We start from the raw sequence: 21869 nt of genomic DNA on the forward strand, positions 1-21869 counted from the left end.
ACCATCTCTTTATTTTAATCGCGACGACCGCCACGGCCACCACGTTTACCTTCTGTATTACGTTTTAAATCATGTAATCGCTCGTTGCTATCACGCAAGAATGATTTCATCTTTGCCTCAAAAGACTCTGCACTTTGTCGACTTTGTACACGGCGCTCTGGACGGCGTTCCTCTACTTGTGGTTTTTCTTGAGTTTGACGAATGGAAAGACCAATTTTACTACCATCTACAGATAAGACCTTTACCTTCACTGCATCTTGTACTTTTAGTACATCGTTAATATCCTCTACATAGCCATGAGCTACTTCTGAAATATGAACTAAACCTGTTTGTTTATCACCTAAATCGATAAAAGCACCAAACTTTGTAATACCGGAAACTGTACCGTTTAAAACGCTACCAACTTCGATTGCCATGCAACCTCCTAATAAAACCTCAAAATATAAACTAAAACTACACTAATGATGACAAGATTATTTTACATATGGCACTTCACCTGGTTTAACGAGGCCTAATTGCTCACGTGCTACATTTTCAATATTCTTAGGATCTTGTAGCTTTGCTTTTTCTTGTTCTAATTCATCATTTCTTTGTTGCAATTCTTGCAATTGTTGTTCAATATGTTGTTTTTCTTGATATATAGCTACTAAGCGATATGCTTGTCCAAGTAAAAGCATAACCATTACTGCAACGGCAATGCGTTTCACCCACATAATGACAATCTTACGATCTTCAGCGCGTCGATTTCGTTGCACCCGTCTACGCTTTATCGGTTTTTCACGATGTTCAGATTGTTTCATGCAGCGCCCCCAAAAATAGTATTAACTATATACATAATAACAAATTATACCACAGAACCCCTAGGAAATTATAGGTAGAAAATTGTATAAAAGTAGATTTATTTTGAAATATATTTAAGGTACATTACATAGTTTCTGCTTTTTTTGCATATTCTCTAATAACCGCACAGGATTTCTTAAATAAAGCCAATTCATCCTCTGTCATTTGTAATTCAAGAACATCTTCTATGCCATCCTTGCCAATGACAGCAGGTGTGGATGCAAAAACGCCTGTTTCCCCGTATTGACCATCTAAATAACAAGAACATGGCAATACTTTTTTCTCATCATGGAATACAGAGCGAATTAACTCTGTGGTGGCACTTGCTATACCAAATTCCGTAGAGCCTTTGCCTGCCAACACATGATATCCACCAATTTTAACATCATCTAACACTTGTTTATGATCTAGTTCTGGAAATCTATGAGGCAATTCTTTTTGCAATTCTACTAACGGCTTGCCTTGTACATACACATGGGACCATGGCACCATAGCACTTGCGCCATGCTCACCCATGCAATAAGCAGTAATAGTTCGATTGCTAATATCGAATATATGAGCTAACTCTTTTTGCAATCTTGCAGAATCTAGCGCTGTACCTGACGAAATAATGCGCTTTGGATTCCAATCTAAATGTTTACATAAATACGTAGCCACTACATCTGCTGGATTAGATATAGAAATAATAAAGCCCTTAAATCCAGATGCTTTAATGCGAGGAATAACATCCTTTAGTACTGCGATTGTATCACCAAGGCTTTCTAGGCGATCTTGATATAAATTAGGTAGTGGACCTGCACTAAAAACAAGAATATCACAATCACCACAGTCTTCAATCGGACCAGATGTAGCCGTTACACGATGAGGTATATAACTAACCGCATCATTAACATCCATAGCCTGTGCTTTAGCTTTCTTTTCATCAATATCCATCATATATAACTCATCAACTTCGCCTTGCAAAGCTAAAGAAAAGGCTACATGCGAGCCTACATGTCCAGTTCCGATAATACCTACTTTACGTAATTTCATAAGGGCCTCCTCAATACCATTTGGTTTATAAATAATTGAAAGGACTATTATAGCCACTTACTATAATAGTCCTTTTTTAAATATATTGTTAGTCCCTTCCAAAAAAGAAACTCACTACAGCAATAACGATAACTACACCTACAATGGATGGAATTAAGGCCATACCCGCAAGACTTTGAGCTAATGTACGTCAGATAATTCTAAAGGAAATAAATTCTGCCCTTGTACATCAATTTTATTTTTCTCTACATATTGTTTACGCATATTCCATAAAATAGTCAAATCATCTGGATCTATTTTATTTAATGCATAGATTCGTATAAATTGAGAACCATAATAGCCTTTCAAGCTATCTGGAATCCCTTTTGTTCCTTCTCCTAGAATACGAGTATTAAAATATCCCTGAATTTCTTGTTTCGATTGATCAATAATGATAAATCCTGAACCATCCAATATATATATTTTAGCATCTCTTTGTTTAAGCGACTTTACATTATTCGTGATAAAAAACGATGTATCCAAATCGATGAGAGATGATTCATAACCGGATTGATAATAAGGCTCTATATAATGAGCCCCCTTATCCGTAGCATTTAACATATCGGTAAAGTTATGCTGTTCTTCAGCTGTAAAATCCCGAAAACTACTTATATTCTCAACATGGCGCACGCCCTTTTGATAGTTTTTTAGTTGCCCTGGATCAATATGTGTTCCCTTAAATTGAACTGCATTAAGGCGAATGGTATTATCCCTTACATTATAAATACCATAACCTTCATAACCTAAAAAATATACATTATCACCGATTTGCTTCATCGCCAACAGTCGCTTCGATATAATAGCATCATTTGATGTAACCATTAATGTATGCTGTTCTGGATCAACTTTCACAGACTTTACATCATCATTAACCATTGACATTGCCCAATAGGACAACCCCATTAAAAGAATGGCAACAATGATAAAGCCCAGTCGTTTTGCATTCATTTTAACCCCTTATGAATACACATCTCATATTATTTCTTTAGTGTTTGAATCCTATCACCTATGGATTCCCCATTATATGTAAACTCTTTATCTAGCTCCAGCAAGGGCTCCAAAACAAATAGTCTATCCCAAAAATAGGGATGAGGAATCACTAATCGAGCATCATTAATATACATACACGCACCATCATCCGATAGGGCATATACAATATCTAGATCAAGTGTTCTTGGTCCCCAATGAATATCCCTCTTACGTTGAGCCTCACACTCTAATGACTGTAAGACATCGAGTAAATCATGAGGTTCTAAGGAGCTAGATACACGCCAAACAGCGTTTAAAAACACATCTTGTTCTGTATAGCCCCAAGGTTCTGTCTCCATAACAGAAGAACTAGTAATCCCATGAACTTGAGGATGTATTGAAAGCGAATCATATGCGCTCATAATAAACTGACGGCGATTTCCTATATTAGAACCTACACTAATATAGTATGTATACATTAAATTTGACCTCGAGTCGTTACAACTTCTACATAATCTAATACACCAGCTATCGGCACAGACGGTTTTCGTACGGCTACACTAAGGCCGATAATACCTTGAAAGTGTTGATACAATGTATCGGCAATCAATGCTCCTATATGTTCTAAGAGATTACAACTTTCACCAGTCATAATGGAAGCTACCATGTCGTAAACCTCAACATAGTTGATAGAATCCTCTAACACATCTGTTTGACCTGGTTTTGTTAAATCAGTCTTGATTTCAACATCTACGTAGAATCGTTGACCTTGTGATTTTTCAGAATCTAAATTACCATGATACCCATAAAAAGCCATATTCTTTAATATGATTTTATCCATAGTAAACTCCTTATTCGCCCCGCAACAATCCGTCTGCTACAGCTAGAGCTCGTTTATGCATCAATACATTATGCACGCGAACCATATCAATTCCTTGGAATACCCCTGTAATACAAGCAGCAACAGTCCCTTCATCGCGTTCTTCTGGAGGTAAACCACCGAGCATTGAACCTATAAAGCGTTTTCGACTAGGTGCCAATAACACCGGATATTCATAAGCTGTAATTTCGCCTAAACGTTGTAATACCTCAATGTTTTGTTCCTCGGTTTTGCCAAATCCAATACCTGGGTCGAGCCAAATATTTTGTGGTTGTACACCTTCTTTTAACGCTTTATCAACGGCCGAGAAAAAGTAGGCTTTCATATCTTCAATGATGTCATCATAATTTGTATCATTGCTATTATGCATAATGATAACTGGTACACGATATTTTGCTGCTACAGCTGCCATATCAGGATCATAATGCAATCCCCATATATCATTTAGAATATGCGCCCCTTTAGAGAATGCATAATCTGCAGTTTTTGCATGGTATGTATCAATGGAAACCGGAACAGAAGATGCTTCTAATACAGGATCCAGTAGTACGCTAAGGCGTTCAATTTCTTCATCCGCACTCAATGGAGTACATCCAGGGCGTGTAGATTCAACACCTAAATCGATGACATCAGCCCCATCTTGAATCATTTGTTTAGTCCATGTAACTGCTGCTTCTGGTGTATTATGCAATCCGCCATCAGAAAAAGAATCTGGTGTGCCATTCAAGATTCCCATAATTAATGTATGGTCAAATAAGCGTAATGATTTTCCATCACTCCAAGTATATTGTCTACGTTTATACATTTGTGCCTCCTAACATAGCCAATGCTTCATCTCGCAAAGAGCCAGCCTCCCTTAATAGGCCTCTACTTTCTATAGTAACAACTTGCGAGCCTTGTTGCAAAGTCCCCTTCATCAACATACATAATTGTGTTGCTTTAAGACGTACAAAAACACCTTCAGCTGATAAATCACGTTCTATAGCATCAGCGATTTCTCGAGTCAAGCGTTCCTGTAATTGTGGCTTTCTACTTAACACCGTAATTATATCATTAAACTTACTTAAGCCAGCTACACAACCACTATGTGGTTGATATATCACATCTACTGTACCAAAAAATGGCAATAGATGGTGTTCACACATTGAATAAAATGGAATGTCTGTAACGGCTACCAAACCATTGTAGTCCGTAGAAAACAGTTCCCCCCAGAGTTCCTTTGTCTCCTTTCCGACACCAGAAAACAGCTCTTCATATAATTCTGTTACACGGGTCGGTGTTTTTTCTAACTCTGGCGCCTTTGTATCAACGGATAGAGCACGTAAAAACTGTTCTATACCTTCTTTCGCAAGTTGATTCATAGGCCCTCCTAAACAATCTTCGTTGTCCAATCCTCTATATTCCAAATATCGGTAACCCAACCTTCATAGAATTCCGGTTCATGACTAACGAGAACAATGGTTCCCTTAAATTCACGCAATGCCCGTGCCAATTCGTCCTTAGCATAGATATCCAAATGATTTGTCGGTTCATCAAGAACAAGAACATTATATTTCTTCTGCATCAATTTGCAGAGTCGCACCTTTGCATTTTCTCCACCGGATAGGACACGCATTTGAGATGTAATGTGTTCGTTCGTCAATCCGCATCGCGCTAGTGCTGCACGAACTTCGGCATTCGTCATAGCCGGATATTCATTCCAAATATAGTCTAACGCAGTTTCTGAATTAGACGGTGCATCCTCTTGAGCAAAATAACCTACTTCGAGGAAATCACCCTTCACCAATTCACCACTGACAGGTTTTAACAGTCCTAAAATGGTCTTTAATAATGTGGTCTTACCTAAACCATTGACACCGCGGATAGCGATTTTTTTGTTTCGTTCAATTTGAAAGTCTACAGGTCTGGTGAGCGGTTCATCATAACCAATCTCAAGGCCAAAGGCTTCAACAATAAAACGACTAGGTGTACGACCTTCTTTAAAGCCAAAGGATGGTTTGATATATTCCTTCGGTTTTTCAAGGATTTCCATTTTTTCTAACCGTTTAGCACGGGAATTTGCCATACCGCGCGTAGCCACACGTGCCTTATTGCGTTGAATGAAATCCTCCATACGTTCAATTTCTTGTTGTTGTCGTTCATAAGCCTTACGCGCCTGTGCCTTTTGAACTTCATAAGCAGCTTGAAACTGATGATAATCCCCCGTATATCGAGTAAGGACAGCTTGCTCAATGTGATAGATGACATTGACTACGGAATTTAAAAATTCCATATCATGAGAGATTAGAATGAATGCATTCTCGTAATTTTGCAAATAGTTTTGCAACCAATGAATATGTTCTACATCTAAATAGTTTGTTGGTTCGTCTAACAGCAATATGGTCGGCTTTTCTAATAATAGTTTCGTCAACAAAACCTTCGTACGTTGACCGCCACTTAGCTCAGATACATCACGCTCTAAACCAATATCCATAAGCCCTAAACCTTGTGCAGTTCGTTCAATGACCGCATCAATCTCGTAGAACCCACGTTGTTCTAAGATTTCTTGCCATTCACCGACTTGTTCTAAGAGACGGTTCATTTCATCTTCTGATACATCACCCATTTTATTGTATGCATCATTGATCTTTGACTCCATAACATACAAATCATCAAAGGCACGTTGTAATACATCGCGAATTGTCATGCCCTTTTCGAGTACTGCATGCTGGTCCAAGTAACCTACCGTTACTTGATTGGACCACTCTATTTTGCCTTCATCAGGTGGTAGTTTGCCGGTAATGATGTTTAAAAAGGTAGATTTACCTTCTCCATTAGCACCTATTAAACCTACATGTTCCCCCTTTAACAGTCGGAACGATGCATCATCTAATATTTGTCGTGCCCCAAAGCCATGAGTCACATGGGATACTGTTAATACACTCATTATCTATCTCCATCGGAATAAAAGCCGTCTAAATAAGACGGCTTAGTTCACACTAATTAATATATTTATTGTACCTTGATTACACTAGATATGTCAAAATTTACACTTCTAATGATTCCGCATAACGCAAGGCAACAACGGCCATAATCTTGGCACCTTTAATAGCTTGGTCCAATCCATAAGTAGACCCTGCAGCACAAGCAAACTCAGGTGTATGTGCTTCTAACTGATTTCCTATATTCAAAGTAGGCTGCGCTGTAGGCACTTCATAGGATACATTTCCTACATCGGTACTGCCATCAGCCTCATCGGGTGGTAATTTTCGTGGGCTTTCACCAAACTCAGTCATCACCTCATCAAACAAGGATACTAAACGTTCATCTTGCCTCATATCCTTAAATAAAGGTTCATAGTGATGCATATCTACAGTAGCACCATAGCTTGTAGCAATGCGATTAGCCTCTGCTTTAATAGCTGGTAAAATAATATCTTCTAAATCAGATACAGTAGCGCCACGTACTGTCATCCGTAATGTAGCCTTATCGGTTACCACATTAGGTGCAGTGCCAGCCTGAGTAAATATGGCACCTACGATGGCCTCTTTGGGAAAGATATCTTGTTTCATCATTTTAATAGATTGATATAAATCGACAGCACAATCCAACGCATTAATTCCAGAGTCAGTCAAAGATGCAATATGACATGACCGACCATGAAAGGTTACCTCTAGAGGATGGGTAGCCAGCGAGGTACCGCCCACCTCATTCTCTCCGCCTGGATGAATGATGAGAGCCCCATCATAGCCTTTAAAAAGCCCTTCATTAGCCATAAATACCTTGCCACCAATTGTCTCCTCAGCTGGGCAGCCAAAAAATGTCGTTCCCCATGTATCGCGAGCGATTTGACTAAACGCTATAGCGGCACCCATGCTCATGATGGCGATTAAGTTATGTCCACACCCATGACCTAATTCAGGCAGTGCATCATATTCACCTAAAAAAGCCATTTTATGCAAACGATCTAATCCTATATCACTTCGCATAGCGGTACGCAATTCAGGGCATGTTGTTAGCCCTACAGTCGTATCAAAGCCATGTTGCTCCATATAACGGCTAATTGTTTGTACAGCACGCACCTCCTGTTGACCTAATTCAGGGTTGTTATGTAAAAATAACGAAATCGATTTCAACTCATCTTGTATACCATCAATTATGGTACACGCTTGAATTTCTCGGTTCTTTAAATTCATATATCCATCCTCATGCCACCTTATAATGTACGTTGTTCTGTATAAGGCGATAATACGATTGTATTAGAAATATATCGAAAATGAACATGCCCACCTAATGGCAATGTCTGATGCGGTGTACCATGTCCCGTTGGCACATAGCATACAAAGGGATCAGATAGATGTACTGCTCTATTTTCTTCCATATATCGAAGAGCTTCATAGCCTATGTCGTAATCAGATTCGTCCTCATCCCCTTCGCAATCGGTAAAGGTGCCAATCATCATCCCCTTTATCCGACTTAACAAGCCGGATAATCTCCATTGTTGTAACATACGATCTAGTTTATATGGTGCTTCACCAACATCCTCTATAAATAAAATCGTATCCTCTATACTATCATCCTCTAAGAAATAGGGTGTGCCACACAGCATGGAAAGCATAGTCATATTGCCACCGCGCAATATGCCGTCCCCTAGTTCTGTACCAATAGCCCCTCGAGGCGGCTCAGGTAAAGGCTCAATAACACGAAGTTTACCTTCTAACACCTCAAATAAATGGTGTATATCCTCATTTCGTGATTTAGTAAAATCTACGCCCATTGGCCCATGATACGTAACAAGACGACTATATCGATTGATAGCCATGTGTAACGCTGTACAATCACTATAGCCAATAAATGGCTTTCCATATTCACGTATAGCGGTGTAGTCAAGACGATCAATATAGCGCATCGTACCATACCCGCCACGTAACGCTAACACCGCATCACATGGGGCAGCAGTCATCATCCATTCAAACTCTTGTGCCTGCTCCTCAGGGCTGCCCCCATACAAGCCAGTGCGATAACAAGATTCACCAAATATAATCTGATAACCATGTTCCTCGCATATTTGTTGTATCGCGTCTAAAGACTCATCACTACTACTTGCAGGTGCTATACACCCAATAGTCATACCTTTTTTTAAACATCTTGGATACTTCCACTCCATAATTCCTCACATATATAGCATTGTTTACAAGGTCATGTACTAATAGTAACTATAAACGACCATACATAAATCGTAAAATACAAAAAAGACGTACAATTTGTACGTCTTTAGTGTATCTTATTTATATGCTTTTTTAAAGTCTACTTGACCAAGTACAGTCCAGAAATAGTTTTGAATAGTTCCATTAGATACATATGGTTGTGTCGTAAAGTACAATGGCATAACTAAGGATTCATCAAAAATCATGCGTTCTGCTTTATGCATCAATGCATCACGTTCTGCACTATCTGGGGTGCTACGAATACGAGCGATAAGCTCATTATATTCTTCACTATGATATTGGCTGTCATTATCTTCAGCAGAAAATACTTCTAAGAAGTTTTGTGGGTCCCCATAGTCAGCAACCCAGGATGCACGAGCCACTTGATATTTGCCAGCCTCGCGATTGGCAAGGAACACCTTAGTTTCTTGATTCTGCAATCGTACATCAGCGCCAAATGCTTTATGCCATGTTGCTTGAATAGCTTCTGCTATCGCTTTATGCATTTCACTCGTATTATACAAAATCGTAATTGGTGGCAATGGATGATTTTCATCATAGCCAGCCTCTTTTATCAATTCCTTAGCTTGTTCTACATCTTCATATACAAGATAACTACCTACTTCACGGAAATCATCAGTTCCATTGCTTTCAAGCATACCATATGGAACAAATGCATAAGCTTCTTCCTTACCACCTTTTACGATATTCTTTACAATTTCCTTACGATTAATAACCATGGAAAAGGCTTTACGTACATCAGGATTGGTAAAAGGTTCTGCTTTCACATTAAATAAATAATAATAGTTACCAAGCATAGGGCCTATGTGCAATAAACCAGCTTCTTCTAACCGTTGTTGATCTGCTACAGGAGGTTCTACCATCATGTCCGCTTCGCCACCTTCAACGAGAGTAAGGCGTGTACTTTGAGATTCACTAATCGGCCAATTCATCGTTTTTGTTACAACTTCATCAGCATCCCAATAGTGTTCATTTTTGACAAAATTGAGCTCTCCATTATGTTGCCAACTCAACAATTTATAAGGCCCATTAGAAACAATTGTTTCCGCATTATTGCCCCAATTTTCATTATTTTCTACAGTTTTTTTATTCACCGGATAATAGCCATGAGAGGCCAATAATTTTAAGAAATATGCTGTTGGATGTTCTAAGGTAACAACTAATGTATCGTCATCAATTGCTTCTACACCAACATCATCTCGATCGGCTTTGCCATTATTGAAAGCTTCGCCATTCTTAATTACATATAACATATAGGCGTTATCAGCACCTGTATCCGGATCTAAAGTTCTTTTCCAAGCATACTCAAAATCATGAGCTGTTAACGGTTCTCCATTAGACCATTTCAAATTAGGTCTCAAATGGAATGTATATGTTGTACCATCATCTGACATAGTCCAACTCTTTGCTATGGCAGCCTCTGGCTCGCCTTTATCATCTAAACGAACCAAGCCATCAAATAGCTGTAATTGAACGGTCGCCTCAGGTGATGTACTAGACTTAGCCGGATCTAGTGTTGATGGTTCTTGTTCCAATACATATCGTATCGTATGCTCATCAACAATCTTAGGCCCGTTAGTATACCCAAAGACGAGTAGCAATATACTTACGCCAAAGGCTAGTACCACGAGCTTAAGCAATTTACGTTTATCCATCATGGTAATGCATCCTCTACAAATTCTTTCATAATGAGCCCCATCTGAGCTCCTAGTTGTTTTGCCTTATCATTACATAAATGACTCATTAATAAAACAAAACAAAAATCTCCATTCATCGTTTCTATAATGCCCGCATCATGTTCAACACAATCTAACGAACCCGTTTTATGATGGAATATTACATCCTCCCCCCAATGAAATGGCAATATATCTCTGAACTGTTGACGCCCCAGAATATTCCACATCTCATGGCCATATATGGTATGACGCAATTCATATATATGATGTAACAATACAGCCATATCCATGGCAGTAATATAATTTTCTCGGTTTTCTTTTACCGCTGTAAAATCCATCATCATACGATTGATTTCAAAATGTTCAAGCCCTAGTTGTTCAGCTCTGGCATTAATATTTTCCATGCCCAAGGCTTGTATCAATAGATTAGTCGCCCAATTATCACTGAGTACCATCATCAATCGACATAGCTCTAAATAACTAAAACTATGATTACCCACCAATTCCATCAAGGCGCCAGCCCCTTCAACACGAGGGCTCCGACTCAATGCAATCATATCGTTAAGATCGAGTTGTTCTTGTGCTGCTAGATGAAATACATATTCCAAAATCAGCGTTTTTACCATACTAGCACCAGTATGGACAATCGTTTCCTTAGAAGAAGCTACTATGGTAGCCTCCTCCCCTTCATTCAGACGCGTTACCATATAGGATACAGTGGCATCTGAAGGTAACGTATCAAGCAAAGCTGCCAATTGTATTTCTAAGGATTTCCCTACGATTAACTGTTCCATTATTTACCCCATTAAATATGCCAACATGCAATTCTTCTATCCGCCCATTCACGGAGAGGTGGTCGTTCTTCTAGACATCTACGTTCAACATCTGGACAACGATCACTAAACAAACACCCCTTAGGCGGATGCAACGGACTCGCCGGTTCTCCTTTCAATGGAGCGCCAATTAGAGCCCGCGGAACCACTTCGCCAACCATCTTCGTAAGGGCCTTTGAATATGGATGTTGAGGAAACTCATAAATATCAAGAGCAGGCCCCTCTTCCATAACAGCCCCTAAATACATGACCACCATGCGATGGCTAATGTAACGAACCATAGGCAAATCATGTGAAATAAAGAGATAGGAAATGCCATGTAAAGCTTGTAAGCGTTCTAATAACGTCATAATCTGAACCTGTATAGACACATCTAGTGCCGAAATAGGTTCATCAAGAATAATGCATTTGGGCTCCATAATAAGTGCCCGAGCAATGCCAATTCTTTGTCGTTGCCCACCAGATAATTCATGAGCATATCGCTCACCAAAAGACATATCTAAACCTACCTGTTCTAACACCTCTTTAACACGAATGACACGATCTCGAGGCGTATAATTAGGGTTTAACTCTAATGGCTCTTCTAATATTGTATTAATCTTTAATCTCGGATTAAGAGATGCATATGGATTTTGGAATACCATTTGCATCATATCCCTCGTTATATCTTTATGAATATATGGATTTACTTCAATTCCATTCATATAAATAGAACCTGATGTGGCTTGATGTACGCCCATCAAGGTATACCCAAACGTAGATTTACCACATCCTGACTCACCAACAATACCTAGTGTTTCGCCTTCCTCTTGGTAAAGACTAACACCTTGTAATGCATGTACCGTTTGTTTTGGTCTAAACAATCCGCCAGAAAGGGTAAAATTTTTAACGAGATTGTCTGTTTCCCAAATATATCCCATTAAAGTCCCTCCAACTTTGCTAACCAACATGTATACTCATGATTATTCCCAACATTGGATATCATAGGTATACGTTTTCCACATATGCGCATCGCCCATTTACAACGCGGATTAAAGGCACATCCACGAGGTAATTCATACAAATCTGGCGGTTGTCCTTCAATGGCCTTTAATTCACCATGCCATTTTCCCTGCGGCAAGGACATTAACAGACCAATTGTATAAGGATGACGTGGATCATTAAACAAATCCTCTACCGTAGCAGACTCAACACATTTACCAGCATACATAACCATAACGCGGTCACATAATTGTGCAATAACACGTAAATTATGGGAAATAAATATAATGCCTATTCCCGCTTCTACAGCTAAGGTCTGCATAAGGCGTAAAATTTGTGCCTCTGTTGTTGTATCCAGTGCAGTTGTCGGTTCATCACAGATTAAGATTTTAGGACGGCCCGCTACAGCCATGGCAATACATACCCGTTGACGCATACCGCCACTCAATTCATGAGGATATTGGTTTAACCGCTTTTCTGGTGTAGATAGGCCCATTTTTTTCAACAAATCGAGAGCTATCGCCTTTTCATCATAATCATCACCATAGGCATTGCTACGATGAATCACCTCATAAATTTGCTCACCAATTGTCAATATCGGATTCAATGCGGTCATAGGGTCCTGAAATACCATGGCCACCGTTGTACCACGCAATTCATTCCAATCTTCTTCTACATAGTCTTGACAATCTTCACCATCAATTTCAAATTTTTCTGATTTTATTTTAGTACGACCTTCCGGTAGTAGGCCCATCAAAGAATTAACCATGACCGATTTACCGCAGCCGGATTCACCAACAACGCCTAAAATTTCACCTTTTCTAAGCATGATGTCCTGATTGCGAATAATGCGCAAAGGGCCTCTAAATGTATCGATGGTAATGGATAGATTTCGTACATCTACTAATATATCATTCATCATCTATCCCCTTCCTTTGGATCAAATACATTGCGCAATCCATCCCCTAAGAATACGAACCCAAGCATAGTAACACTAATTGCTAATGCAGGGAATATCAATTGGAATGGATACGATCTCATACTACTAATCCCATCAGATGCCAAAACACCCCAACTTGCCATCGGTGCATTAACACCAAGACCAATAAAGCTCAAAAAGGCTTCTGTAAAGATGGCATCTGGAATCGCTAATGTCAATGTGATAATGATAGGACCTACACAGTTTGGCAAAATGTGACGCCATAGAATACGCCATTTAGGAATTCCCATTGTTTCTGCGGCAATAATATATTCCTCTTCACGAACTTTCACAATTTGACTGCGTACAATACGTGCCATATTGAGCCAATACGCGATTCCCAATGCAATAAAGATGGAGGTAAGACCTGGACCAATAACAACCATTAACAAAATAACGTATAGCAATAATGGAATACCGTATAATACATCGACGATAGCCATCATAATTCTATCTGTTTTACCACCAAAGTAACCTGCAATTCCGCCATAAATAACGCCGATTACAAGATTTAATAAGGCAACTACAATACCAATGGTTAAAGAAATACGCGCACCATACATAACGCGAGTATAAATATCACGGCCTAATGTATCCGTACCAAACCAATGTGCTAAGCTAGGGCTTTGATTAGCATCTACTAAGGATTGATCTGCATAAGTATATGGCGAAATCATAGGGCCAATGATTGCCAACACAATCATAACGGCTATAATGCCTGCACCAACTACAGCCAACCGATTTAACTTAAATCGTTGCCACCAGTTAGGACGCACTATAAAGGAGGATTCTCGAATATTCGTATCGCGTTCAATAGGTAAAAAATCGTTTCTATCCATTACGCACGCTCCTTCTCTGTTGTTACCCGAGGGTCGATAATCGGATAAATCATATCAACAATAATATTCAAGACTACAATCAAAGTACTATAAAACACAGTAACACCAAGAATAACCGTATAGTCACGATTATAAATAGATGTTACAAAATATTGACCTAAACCAGGAATGGCAAAAATTGTTTCCACAATAAAGCTACCTGTTAACAAACTAGCAGCTAATGGGCCAATGTAGGTAATAACAGGTAAAATAGCATTGCCTAAAGCATGACGAATTAAGATGTTCCATGCACCAAGGCCTTTGGCTCGAGCTGTACGAATATATTCCTGTTGATACACATCAAGTAATCCACTACGAGTTAATCGCGCAATAAATGCCATAGGCTGTGCGGCCAATGTAAGTACCGGTAAAATCATATACGACGGACCACGCCACATCGCTACTGGCAACCAACCCAGCTCAAAACCTACCACATATACTAGAACTGCACCAATAATAAAGGTAGGAACAGAAATACCTAATGTGGAAACAAATGTAATAGCATAATCTATTATGCCATTAGGACGCATGGCACTAATAGCACCTGCTGTGATACCTCCTACAACAGCAACACAAAGAGCCAATAGGCCCAATTGTGCAGATACAGGAAATGATTCACCTATAATATCATTAACAGAGCGTCCTTCATATTTATAGGATGGCCCTAAATCCCCTGTAACAACACCACCAATATAATCAGCATATTGCTTCCATAAAGGATCATCTAAATGATATTTCGCCTCTATGCTAGCTTTAACTTGAGGTGGTAATTTTTTCTCACTTGTAAAAGGTCCACCAGGTATAGCATGCATTAAAACGAAGGTAATACTAATAATTACCCACAGTATAACAAATGCGCTACCTATGCGCCGTAAAACATACCTTGCCATTCTATTCTCCTCCATACAATAAAATTTCTATATTATTATACTATATTATGACTCTAAATTTAAAGGTATAGATTTAATATTGTAATAAATATTTTATTTTTTATTTATCTCTTTTAAACTACATCTATTAAAAACTCATCTATTCTTCATATTATATCATGCATTACAGGGGCTTTCTATTATTCCACTCGTTTTACAGGTTTTAACGAATACAGTACAATACATATATACTATATTGAGGAGGTCTCTATGACTACAGTACCAAGAATACTTACTATACAAGATATGAGTTCCATCGGACGTTGCTCTCTAACGGTTATGCTACCAATCATCAGCGCTCTTGGGTGCCAAGCAGTACCATTAGCAACAGCTGTATTAAGTAACCATTTAGAGTATCCATATTTTGAAATCGTTGATTTATCTGATCATTTAACAGCATTTATGGATTGTTGGGAAAAGAATGAAATTGATTTTAATGCCATCGTCAGTGGATTCTTGGCCTCACCAGAGCAAATCCATCTCGTAGAGGAAGCAATTAATCGCTTCGGTAAGGATAAAATGGTCATTGTCGACCCTGCCATGGCCGATGATGGACGCCTCTATTCTATATATACACCAGATATGGTAAAAGCTATGCGCCATCTTATTTCTAGAGCTCATATTGTAAAACCCAATTACACAGAAGCTTGTTTTTTATTAGATAAACCATTCTCTACCGATTCCATTTCAAATGCTGAATTGCACGACATGTGTAAAAAACTACATAAATTGGGACCTGAACTCGTTATTATGACTAGCGTACCTTCCGACACAGATGCAACGATTGCCGTATACGAAGGTTCAACTGATACGGTAATAACATACTCTGTTCCTCTTATTCCTGTGAAAGCTACTGGAACTGGCGATATTTTTACATCTGTTTTATCTGGTGCCATTATGCGTGGTTTTACCGTTCATGAAGCTGCTCAACTGGCGATGAATTTTACTACAAAATCAATCCAAGCTACTGTAGATAACGTAAAATCCATGAAACATGGTATCGCCTTTGAACTTGTATTACCAGAATTAACTAATCTATCCAAATAATCCGTTTAAATTGTCCAAATAGCCTGTTCATGATATACTTAAACACATAGAAAATATACGTTATGTTTATTTTTATAAAGGGGACTTCATGGATTTATTATATCCAGTTCTACGAACTGTACTAATCTGCTTAGTAGGTTTTGGTATAGCATATCAGGGACGACGTAAGGGCTATACCATATTCAACCTTTCGGGGCGCTTTAACAGACTACAATTTATTATACTTTTCATAGCTTTGATGATACTCTTCTATATCGTAGATATCATCGAGGAACGTTTAATCGACTACATCGTAACGTTGCCTGCATATTGGGCTACACGTATTTTTGTAGGCGCATTACAGGCCATGTTATTTCCACTAGCATGTGGATTATTCACTAGACGGATACATGATATTGGATTTAATGGTTGGGCTGGTATTTTATGGGCTACCATTATTATTTTCATCAATACCTATTCAGCGGTAATACCGTTAAATTATTTATTAGATTTATTCGTGTGGATTATCGGATTCCTATTTTGGGTATTACCTGGTCAACCAGAGCCAAATAAGTATGGCTATCCTCCATTTATGAATCAAGAGCCAGTACAATCACAACCAATTACAGAGCCACCGACACAAGAGGAACAAGAGGTTCGAAAAAAGGTACGAAAACGACGTAAAAAAAGATAATAAACCTAGTCTAACAACAAAAGGCTGAGCCAGGAGGCTCAGCCTTTTTGTTATGCTATGTAGTTAATTCATCAACAACATTAATTCTATTAATGTACACCCAATATAAGCAATGATAAATTTAACCTTTTGTTTTCTAGCACGATCATCATCTGCTATTTTCAATCGATTAGCTAAGAACCGTTTGTCTCGAATCTGTAATAATAATTGCTTGATCCGCTCTTGACTTTGAGAGGCTACACATTCGTCACAATCTGTAGACAACGAAGCTTGCTGCATGAAAATGCGTCGGTGTAACTTACGCAATTGAATTTTTATATTATTATGTACAAATGCACTTTGCCACTGTTTTCGAGAGTCTACATACATATATACATACCGTGGAATATTCATTACTAAGAAGGATATAATAAAAATCCCTAATGAAATTAAAAAGTATGTAGAAAAAGAAAACTCTAAAGTCTCAGTTGGTAAATAGTGATGAAGAATTATAAATGTAATCCATACACCGATTGGTAACAGTAATACAGCGGCAATATCAATGGATCTAACCCAACTCGTTCTCGTTGGCACATCAGGAACTGTAAATGTATCTACTGGATCATGAAATGCATAATAGTCTAATTGCAATACAGACTGTCCAGTTTTAGGATTTCCCAATAAAACAGGACCTGTACTACCTACATGACGTTCTGGCAAAGGAATAAATTTTTTGATTCTAGAATTGGGTACTAAATCAAATTGAAGAATTCCCTTCTTCTCAAATCGCACAGTAGAGCCTAATCGGCCAATAGCAATAGGATTAAAAAATATGCCAAATAGGCTAAGGCACCAGTTGCCTAGGAGGTGGAGAATCGAGTTCAAAATAAACCCACCGGTATCTATATTAGCAGTATCTAACTTAATAGCAAAGGAAGATGAATAGTCATCGAACCACACATCTTCGATGGTAAATTCCACATTAATCACATTCCCCCATTTAGTAATAATGGAGAGAAATACTTGGTTATTCGGCTCAAATTCAAAGGTTACAGAATAGATTAACCAATGATTTCGAAACGCAGCACGGAGCATCCGATTGACCATATCCTCTTCAATATAGAGAATTCTATGATCAAATAGTTCTCGCTCCACAGGTGCAGCCATAAGTGTCGTATCCTGTTCAATAATAGGAGAACGTTCATTTAATGCGTCATCCACCAACGATCGTAACTTGGTGAAGATTTTTGTCATAGTCGCTCCAATTTATGCACACTACACAAGATTTTTATACCTCAAACATTACAATTATACCATAATTTACCCATTTTATCGAGGTATATACAGAGATCTACTAAGGCCTTTCCATCAGATACTACTTATACACTGGCCATCGTAAGTCGACAATATGCATAGAATCGCCCTTTCTTAGCAATTAACTCGCTAAAGGTTCCATCTTCTACAATACGACCTTTTTCCATAAAGAGGATACGATCCATCAGCTCTAAGCCTTCTAACTGATGTGTAATATATAAAACAGTTTTTTCTTTTGTGAAAGCTAGAATATCATTATGTAATTTTCGTCTTGTTACTTGATCTAACCCCTCCAAAGGTTCATCGAGAAGTATTAGTTCAGGATTTCGCAAGAATAATCGAGCTAAAGCAACACGTTGACGTTCACCGCCGCTAAGGCCTACCCCTCCACTGCCTACAATTGTTCGTAAGCCTTTTGGCAACCGGGTAACTACATCAGATAAAACAGCTTGTTCTACAGCACGTTGTACCTCATCCGCACTTGCATGCGGCTTGGCAAGGCGAATATTGTCCTCCAGTGTGGCATGAAAAATATAAGTGTCTTGTGTGATAGATCCCATTAAATTTCGCCAAGAATCAATCGTAACACTCTTTAATTCATTGTGACCTACCGAAATATAGCCAGAGTAATCATATAGCCTTTCTAACAAGGAAAACAATGTGGTTTTACCAGATCCACTAGCACCAACAATAGCAACAGCCTGTCCTTTTGGTATATCTAATGTTAAATCTTTATATACAAGTGATGAGTGATCATACCCAAAATTAACATGTTTCAATGATATCGTATCCATAGAATCTAAATCTACACAGCCTGTATCCTTGATCGGCAGAGGTGCATGCTTAATTTGTAACAATCGACGAATCGCTACTAAACTTTCATAGCCATGATGAACGGATACAATCATGGGCTGCAGCGCTTCAAACCAAGCTTGAATACCGATGGCACATACTACGACCATAACACTTGCCCAAGGGCCGGTTAATACATTACTTGCTAATAGGGCCGCTAACACAACTACAATCTGAACAATAGCAATAAACATCGTATTTCCTAAATTCATACCTTTAGAAATACGCCCCTTATGATGCTCTACATCATCTATAGATTGCATCATACGTTCCATAACTAGATTTTCATTATGGTAACTAATGATGTCTTCTAAACTTTCTAATGTATCAGTCAATGTTGACTTGAAATGACCTTGTACCTGACTGATCATATTTAAGGATGTACGATGATAACGATATATGCCATATGGTAGTACAACTCCTGTCATCAGTGCAGCACACCACACAAGCGTTGATAAATGCGCATCTATAGTACCGACACCAAAGGATACCAATATAGTTAATACAATGGCTGCTACAGGAGGAATTAAGGTGCGTAAATAAAAGAATTGCAGTACTTCAATATCCGCCATAATTCGGTTGAGCATATCCCCTGCGCCCCATCGTTTAAATATAGCTGGTGCCAATGGTTCTAGATAGGTATAAAACCATACACGCAACCCATACAAACCTTGAAATGCCATTTTATGAGACGTATACCGCTCAAAATAACGACATACAGCACGGCTAATACCAAAGAAGCGCACACCTACTATAGCGAGACTCAAGTAAGTGATACCAGGTTGTAATGCAGCCGATGCCAGTAACCAAGAGGATACGCTCAAAAGCCCCACATTCATGAATACGGTCAGAGAAGTGAAAACTAAGGCAAGTACTAAGGACCAACGAGCAGGTTTTAATACGGAAAATAACAATTTCCAACCTTCAATATCACTATACTTAGTTTCATCGGCTTCATATGGGACTTTACTATTACTTAATGCCTCTTGTTGTTGTAGCAATGGAACCTCAAGCTTAGAAACATATGACACATCCTCATCATCCATTACAAACGAACCAGTCCCAGCATCTACTAGCGCCTTAAAATAACCATTCTGTGCCAACAAGGATTCATAGGTTCCCTGCTCAATTATTTCACCTTGACGCAACACATATAACTGAGAGGCCCACTGCATCGTTTGAATACGGTGTCCCACAAGAATAACAATTTTATCCTTCATCAAGCGCTGTAATGCACAACTAATTTGAGCCTCTGTATTCACATCCAAATGGGATGTAACTTCGTCTAAAATAAGAACTTGTCCACCATGTAAAAAAGCACGTGCCAAGGCAATACGTTGTAATTCGCCACCACTAAGTCCCATGCCTCCTTCACCAACGACAAAATCCAAGCCCTTTTCACAAATTACATCATGTAGCTCCGCTAGTTTGGCTGCTTCTAAAAGCTCGTCATCACTTACATCTTGTCCAAAGGCAATATTATCTCGTAGCGTACCATGCATAACATGAGGTTTTTGAGACACATACGTAACCTGTGTACGCCACCAATCCATAGAACAAGTTGATAGATCTATATCATTAACATATACACTGTTCAAAGGAGCCTCTAAAAAGGCACCTAATATTCGTGCAATCGTCGATTTACCAGCCCCACTTTCACCAACAAGCATAATCGGTTTATTACGACATACCTGCAATGTAATATTCTTTATACCATTGCTTGTTTCTGGATAGGTATAATTTAAATTATCTAGGCGTATGGATTCAATTGTCCCTTGAATACGACAATTGCCACCTCGAGGTAATGCAATAGGTGTATTCATAAAAGCATCAAATTTAGCGAGTGCAGTTTTACCAGACATACCGGTGTGAAAAGCAGCTCCTAATTGTCTAAAAGGTGTATAAAACTCTGGAGCCAACAATAATATAAAGAAGGCTGGAAGAAAATCCAAACCGCCATCTAATAGTGTAAGGCCTAAATACACCGCAATGATAGCTGTACTTATTGTGCTAACTAACTCCAAGACGAGGGCAGATAGAAAAGCCACACGCAATACGCGTAAGGTAGAGTCTTTAAATTCATTAGACAGTCGACTAATGACTTGTATTTGTTCCTTTGCGCGACCAAACACCTTTAATGTGGTAATGCCTCGCAATACATCTAAAAAATGACCTGATAAGAGACTCATCCGATCCCATTGCTCTTGATTCATCTTTTCCGCTTGTTTACCAATCAAAATCATAAACAATGGAATTAATGGTACTGTACCTATTAAAATAGCCCCAATAATAGGCAATGTATCCATTATGGCAATCCCCATTACTAGTGGGATGATAATCGCATATATCATTTGAGGTATATAGCTCGAAACATAGGCCTCTACTTGTTCTAATCCATCAGTAATGAGATGTATCGTATCACCTTGAGATTCTCCTCGTTGAATACCTAATCTAAATAGATGCGAAAGAGCTTCTTTACGCAAAATAGATTTAACAGAATGACCCAAACTAGACGATACATGTTCCTGTATATAAGAAAAAACTAAACGTAATATAATGAATACCGCAAGCCATGTAATTGTATTAGATTCATCCAACACAGTATGATCAAGAAAAACCAAATTATGTATTAATGTGGCAAAAAACCAAGCTTGTCCTACTATAGAAAGACTTTGTAAAATACTAGACATAATCAGTGCCAATAATACGAGCCTTTTACTTTTAATGACGCGAAGCGCCGTTTTCTGTATCATATCTAACC

General features: G+C 38.6%; 21 protein-coding genes and 1 pseudogene. 2 read left to right on the plus strand and 20 right to left on the minus strand.

Annotated elements, in window-relative coordinates:
- Window positions 1-14: 14 nt before the first annotated feature.
- From VAHSUH02_RS09470 to VAHSUH02_RS09555, 18 genes and pseudogenes are all read right to left on the minus strand, one after another.
- Window positions 15-416, minus strand: a complete 402-nt coding sequence (locus tag VAHSUH02_RS09470) for a S1 domain-containing RNA-binding protein (protein WP_005379830.1) — start codon at window positions 414-416, stop codon at window positions 15-17.
- 57 nt (window positions 417-473) lie between these two features.
- A complete protein-coding gene (locus VAHSUH02_RS09475) occupies window positions 474-800 on the minus strand; it encodes an FtsB family cell division protein (protein WP_005379832.1) in 327 nt (108 codons plus the stop codon).
- Window positions 801-924: 124 nt separating this feature from the next.
- Window positions 925-1872: an L-lactate dehydrogenase gene (locus VAHSUH02_RS09480; protein ID WP_038148760.1), complete on the minus strand. Its 948-nt coding sequence runs from the start codon at window positions 1870-1872 to the stop codon at window positions 925-927.
- A gap of 88 nt (window positions 1873-1960) precedes the next feature.
- Window positions 1961-2059 (minus strand): annotated as a pseudogene (locus tag VAHSUH02_RS09485) (GlsB/YeaQ/YmgE family stress response membrane protein); the annotation flags it as partial.
- Window positions 2053-2859 (minus strand): hypothetical protein, encoded by an 807-nt coding sequence (locus VAHSUH02_RS09490; RefSeq protein WP_005383111.1) that lies wholly within the window; start codon window positions 2857-2859, stop codon window positions 2053-2055. The gene VAHSUH02_RS09490 and the pseudogene VAHSUH02_RS09485, both read right to left, overlap by 7 nt.
- A 29-nt stretch (window positions 2860-2888) precedes the next feature.
- Window positions 2889-3359 carry a 2-amino-4-hydroxy-6-hydroxymethyldihydropteridine diphosphokinase gene (folK, locus tag VAHSUH02_RS09495; protein ID WP_005379800.1) on the minus strand — a complete coding sequence of 157 codons (471 nt, stop codon included), beginning with the start codon at window positions 3357-3359 and terminating at the stop codon, window positions 2889-2891.
- On the minus strand, window positions 3359-3721 hold the full coding sequence (gene folB, locus VAHSUH02_RS09500; RefSeq protein WP_005379804.1) for a dihydroneopterin aldolase: 363 nt from the start codon (window positions 3719-3721) through the stop codon (window positions 3359-3361). Before folB ends, folK begins: the two co-directional genes overlap by 1 nt.
- Window positions 3722-3731: 10 nt before the next feature.
- Window positions 3732-4565, minus strand: coding sequence for a dihydropteroate synthase (gene folP, locus VAHSUH02_RS09505; RefSeq protein WP_005379818.1), 834 nt, complete (start codon window positions 4563-4565; stop codon window positions 3732-3734).
- Window positions 4558-5121 carry a GTP cyclohydrolase I gene (folE, locus tag VAHSUH02_RS09510; RefSeq protein ID WP_005383112.1) on the minus strand — a complete coding sequence of 188 codons (564 nt, stop codon included), beginning with the start codon at window positions 5119-5121 and terminating at the stop codon, window positions 4558-4560. Before folE ends, folP begins: the two co-directional genes overlap by 8 nt.
- Window positions 5122-5129: 8 nt before the next feature.
- A complete protein-coding gene (locus tag VAHSUH02_RS09515; protein WP_005376611.1) occupies window positions 5130-6686 on the minus strand; it encodes an ABC-F family ATP-binding cassette domain-containing protein in 1557 nt (518 codons plus the stop codon).
- 100 nt (window positions 6687-6786) lie between these two features.
- Window positions 6787-7935 (minus strand): amidohydrolase, encoded by a 1149-nt coding sequence (locus VAHSUH02_RS09520; protein ID WP_005383113.1) that lies wholly within the window; start codon window positions 7933-7935, stop codon window positions 6787-6789.
- Between the two features lie 20 nt (window positions 7936-7955).
- Window positions 7956-8906 carry a S66 peptidase family protein gene (locus VAHSUH02_RS09525; protein ID WP_005383118.1) on the minus strand — a complete coding sequence of 317 codons (951 nt, stop codon included), beginning with the start codon at window positions 8904-8906 and terminating at the stop codon, window positions 7956-7958.
- A gap of 117 nt (window positions 8907-9023) precedes the next feature.
- A complete protein-coding gene (locus tag VAHSUH02_RS09530; RefSeq protein WP_005383119.1) occupies window positions 9024-10625 on the minus strand; it encodes a peptide ABC transporter substrate-binding protein in 1602 nt (533 codons plus the stop codon).
- Window positions 10622-11437: a serine hydrolase gene (locus VAHSUH02_RS09535; protein ID WP_005383120.1), complete on the minus strand. Its 816-nt coding sequence runs from the start codon at window positions 11435-11437 to the stop codon at window positions 10622-10624. The genes VAHSUH02_RS09530 and VAHSUH02_RS09535 overlap by 4 nt, the downstream gene beginning before the upstream one ends.
- A gap of 11 nt (window positions 11438-11448) precedes the next feature.
- Window positions 11449-12396 carry an oligopeptide/dipeptide ABC transporter ATP-binding protein gene (locus tag VAHSUH02_RS09540; protein ID WP_005383126.1) on the minus strand — a complete coding sequence of 316 codons (948 nt, stop codon included), beginning with the start codon at window positions 12394-12396 and terminating at the stop codon, window positions 11449-11451.
- Complete coding sequence (locus VAHSUH02_RS09545) at window positions 12396-13379, minus strand: ABC transporter ATP-binding protein (RefSeq protein WP_005379801.1); 984 nt, start codon at window positions 13377-13379, stop codon at window positions 12396-12398. The genes VAHSUH02_RS09540 and VAHSUH02_RS09545 overlap by 1 nt, the downstream gene beginning before the upstream one ends.
- Window positions 13376-14275, minus strand: coding sequence for an ABC transporter permease (locus VAHSUH02_RS09550; RefSeq protein WP_005383130.1), 900 nt, complete (start codon window positions 14273-14275; stop codon window positions 13376-13378). The genes VAHSUH02_RS09545 and VAHSUH02_RS09550 overlap by 4 nt, the downstream gene beginning before the upstream one ends.
- Window positions 14275-15204, minus strand: a complete 930-nt coding sequence (locus VAHSUH02_RS09555) for an ABC transporter permease (protein WP_038148762.1) — start codon at window positions 15202-15204, stop codon at window positions 14275-14277. The genes VAHSUH02_RS09550 and VAHSUH02_RS09555 overlap by 1 nt, the downstream gene beginning before the upstream one ends.
- A 249-nt stretch (window positions 15205-15453) precedes the next feature.
- Here VAHSUH02_RS09555 and VAHSUH02_RS09560 point away from each other — a divergent pair, with 249 nt between their 5' ends.
- Both VAHSUH02_RS09560 and VAHSUH02_RS09565 read left to right on the plus strand, forming a co-directional pair.
- Window positions 15454-16290 (plus strand): pyridoxamine kinase, encoded by an 837-nt coding sequence (locus tag VAHSUH02_RS09560; RefSeq protein WP_005383134.1) that lies wholly within the window; start codon window positions 15454-15456, stop codon window positions 16288-16290.
- An 88-nt stretch (window positions 16291-16378) separates the two neighbouring features.
- On the plus strand, window positions 16379-16963 hold the full coding sequence (locus VAHSUH02_RS09565; RefSeq protein ID WP_005383136.1) for a DUF805 domain-containing protein: 585 nt from the start codon (window positions 16379-16381) through the stop codon (window positions 16961-16963).
- Between the two features lie 63 nt (window positions 16964-17026).
- Here the strand turns inward: VAHSUH02_RS09565 and VAHSUH02_RS09570 are convergent, their stop codons facing one another.
- Together VAHSUH02_RS09570 and cydD are read right to left on the minus strand one after the other, a co-directional pair.
- Window positions 17027-18196: a hypothetical protein gene (locus VAHSUH02_RS09570; protein ID WP_005376590.1), complete on the minus strand. Its 1170-nt coding sequence runs from the start codon at window positions 18194-18196 to the stop codon at window positions 17027-17029.
- 125 nt (window positions 18197-18321) lie between these two features.
- Window positions 18322-21861: a thiol reductant ABC exporter subunit CydD gene (gene cydD / locus VAHSUH02_RS09575; protein ID WP_005383140.1), complete on the minus strand. Its 3540-nt coding sequence runs from the start codon at window positions 21859-21861 to the stop codon at window positions 18322-18324.
- Between the last annotated feature and the right edge of the window lie 8 nt (window positions 21862-21869).

The organism is Veillonella atypica KON, assembly GCF_002959915.1.
GTDB classification, from domain to species: domain Bacteria; phylum Bacillota; class Negativicutes; order Veillonellales; family Veillonellaceae; genus Veillonella; species Veillonella atypica.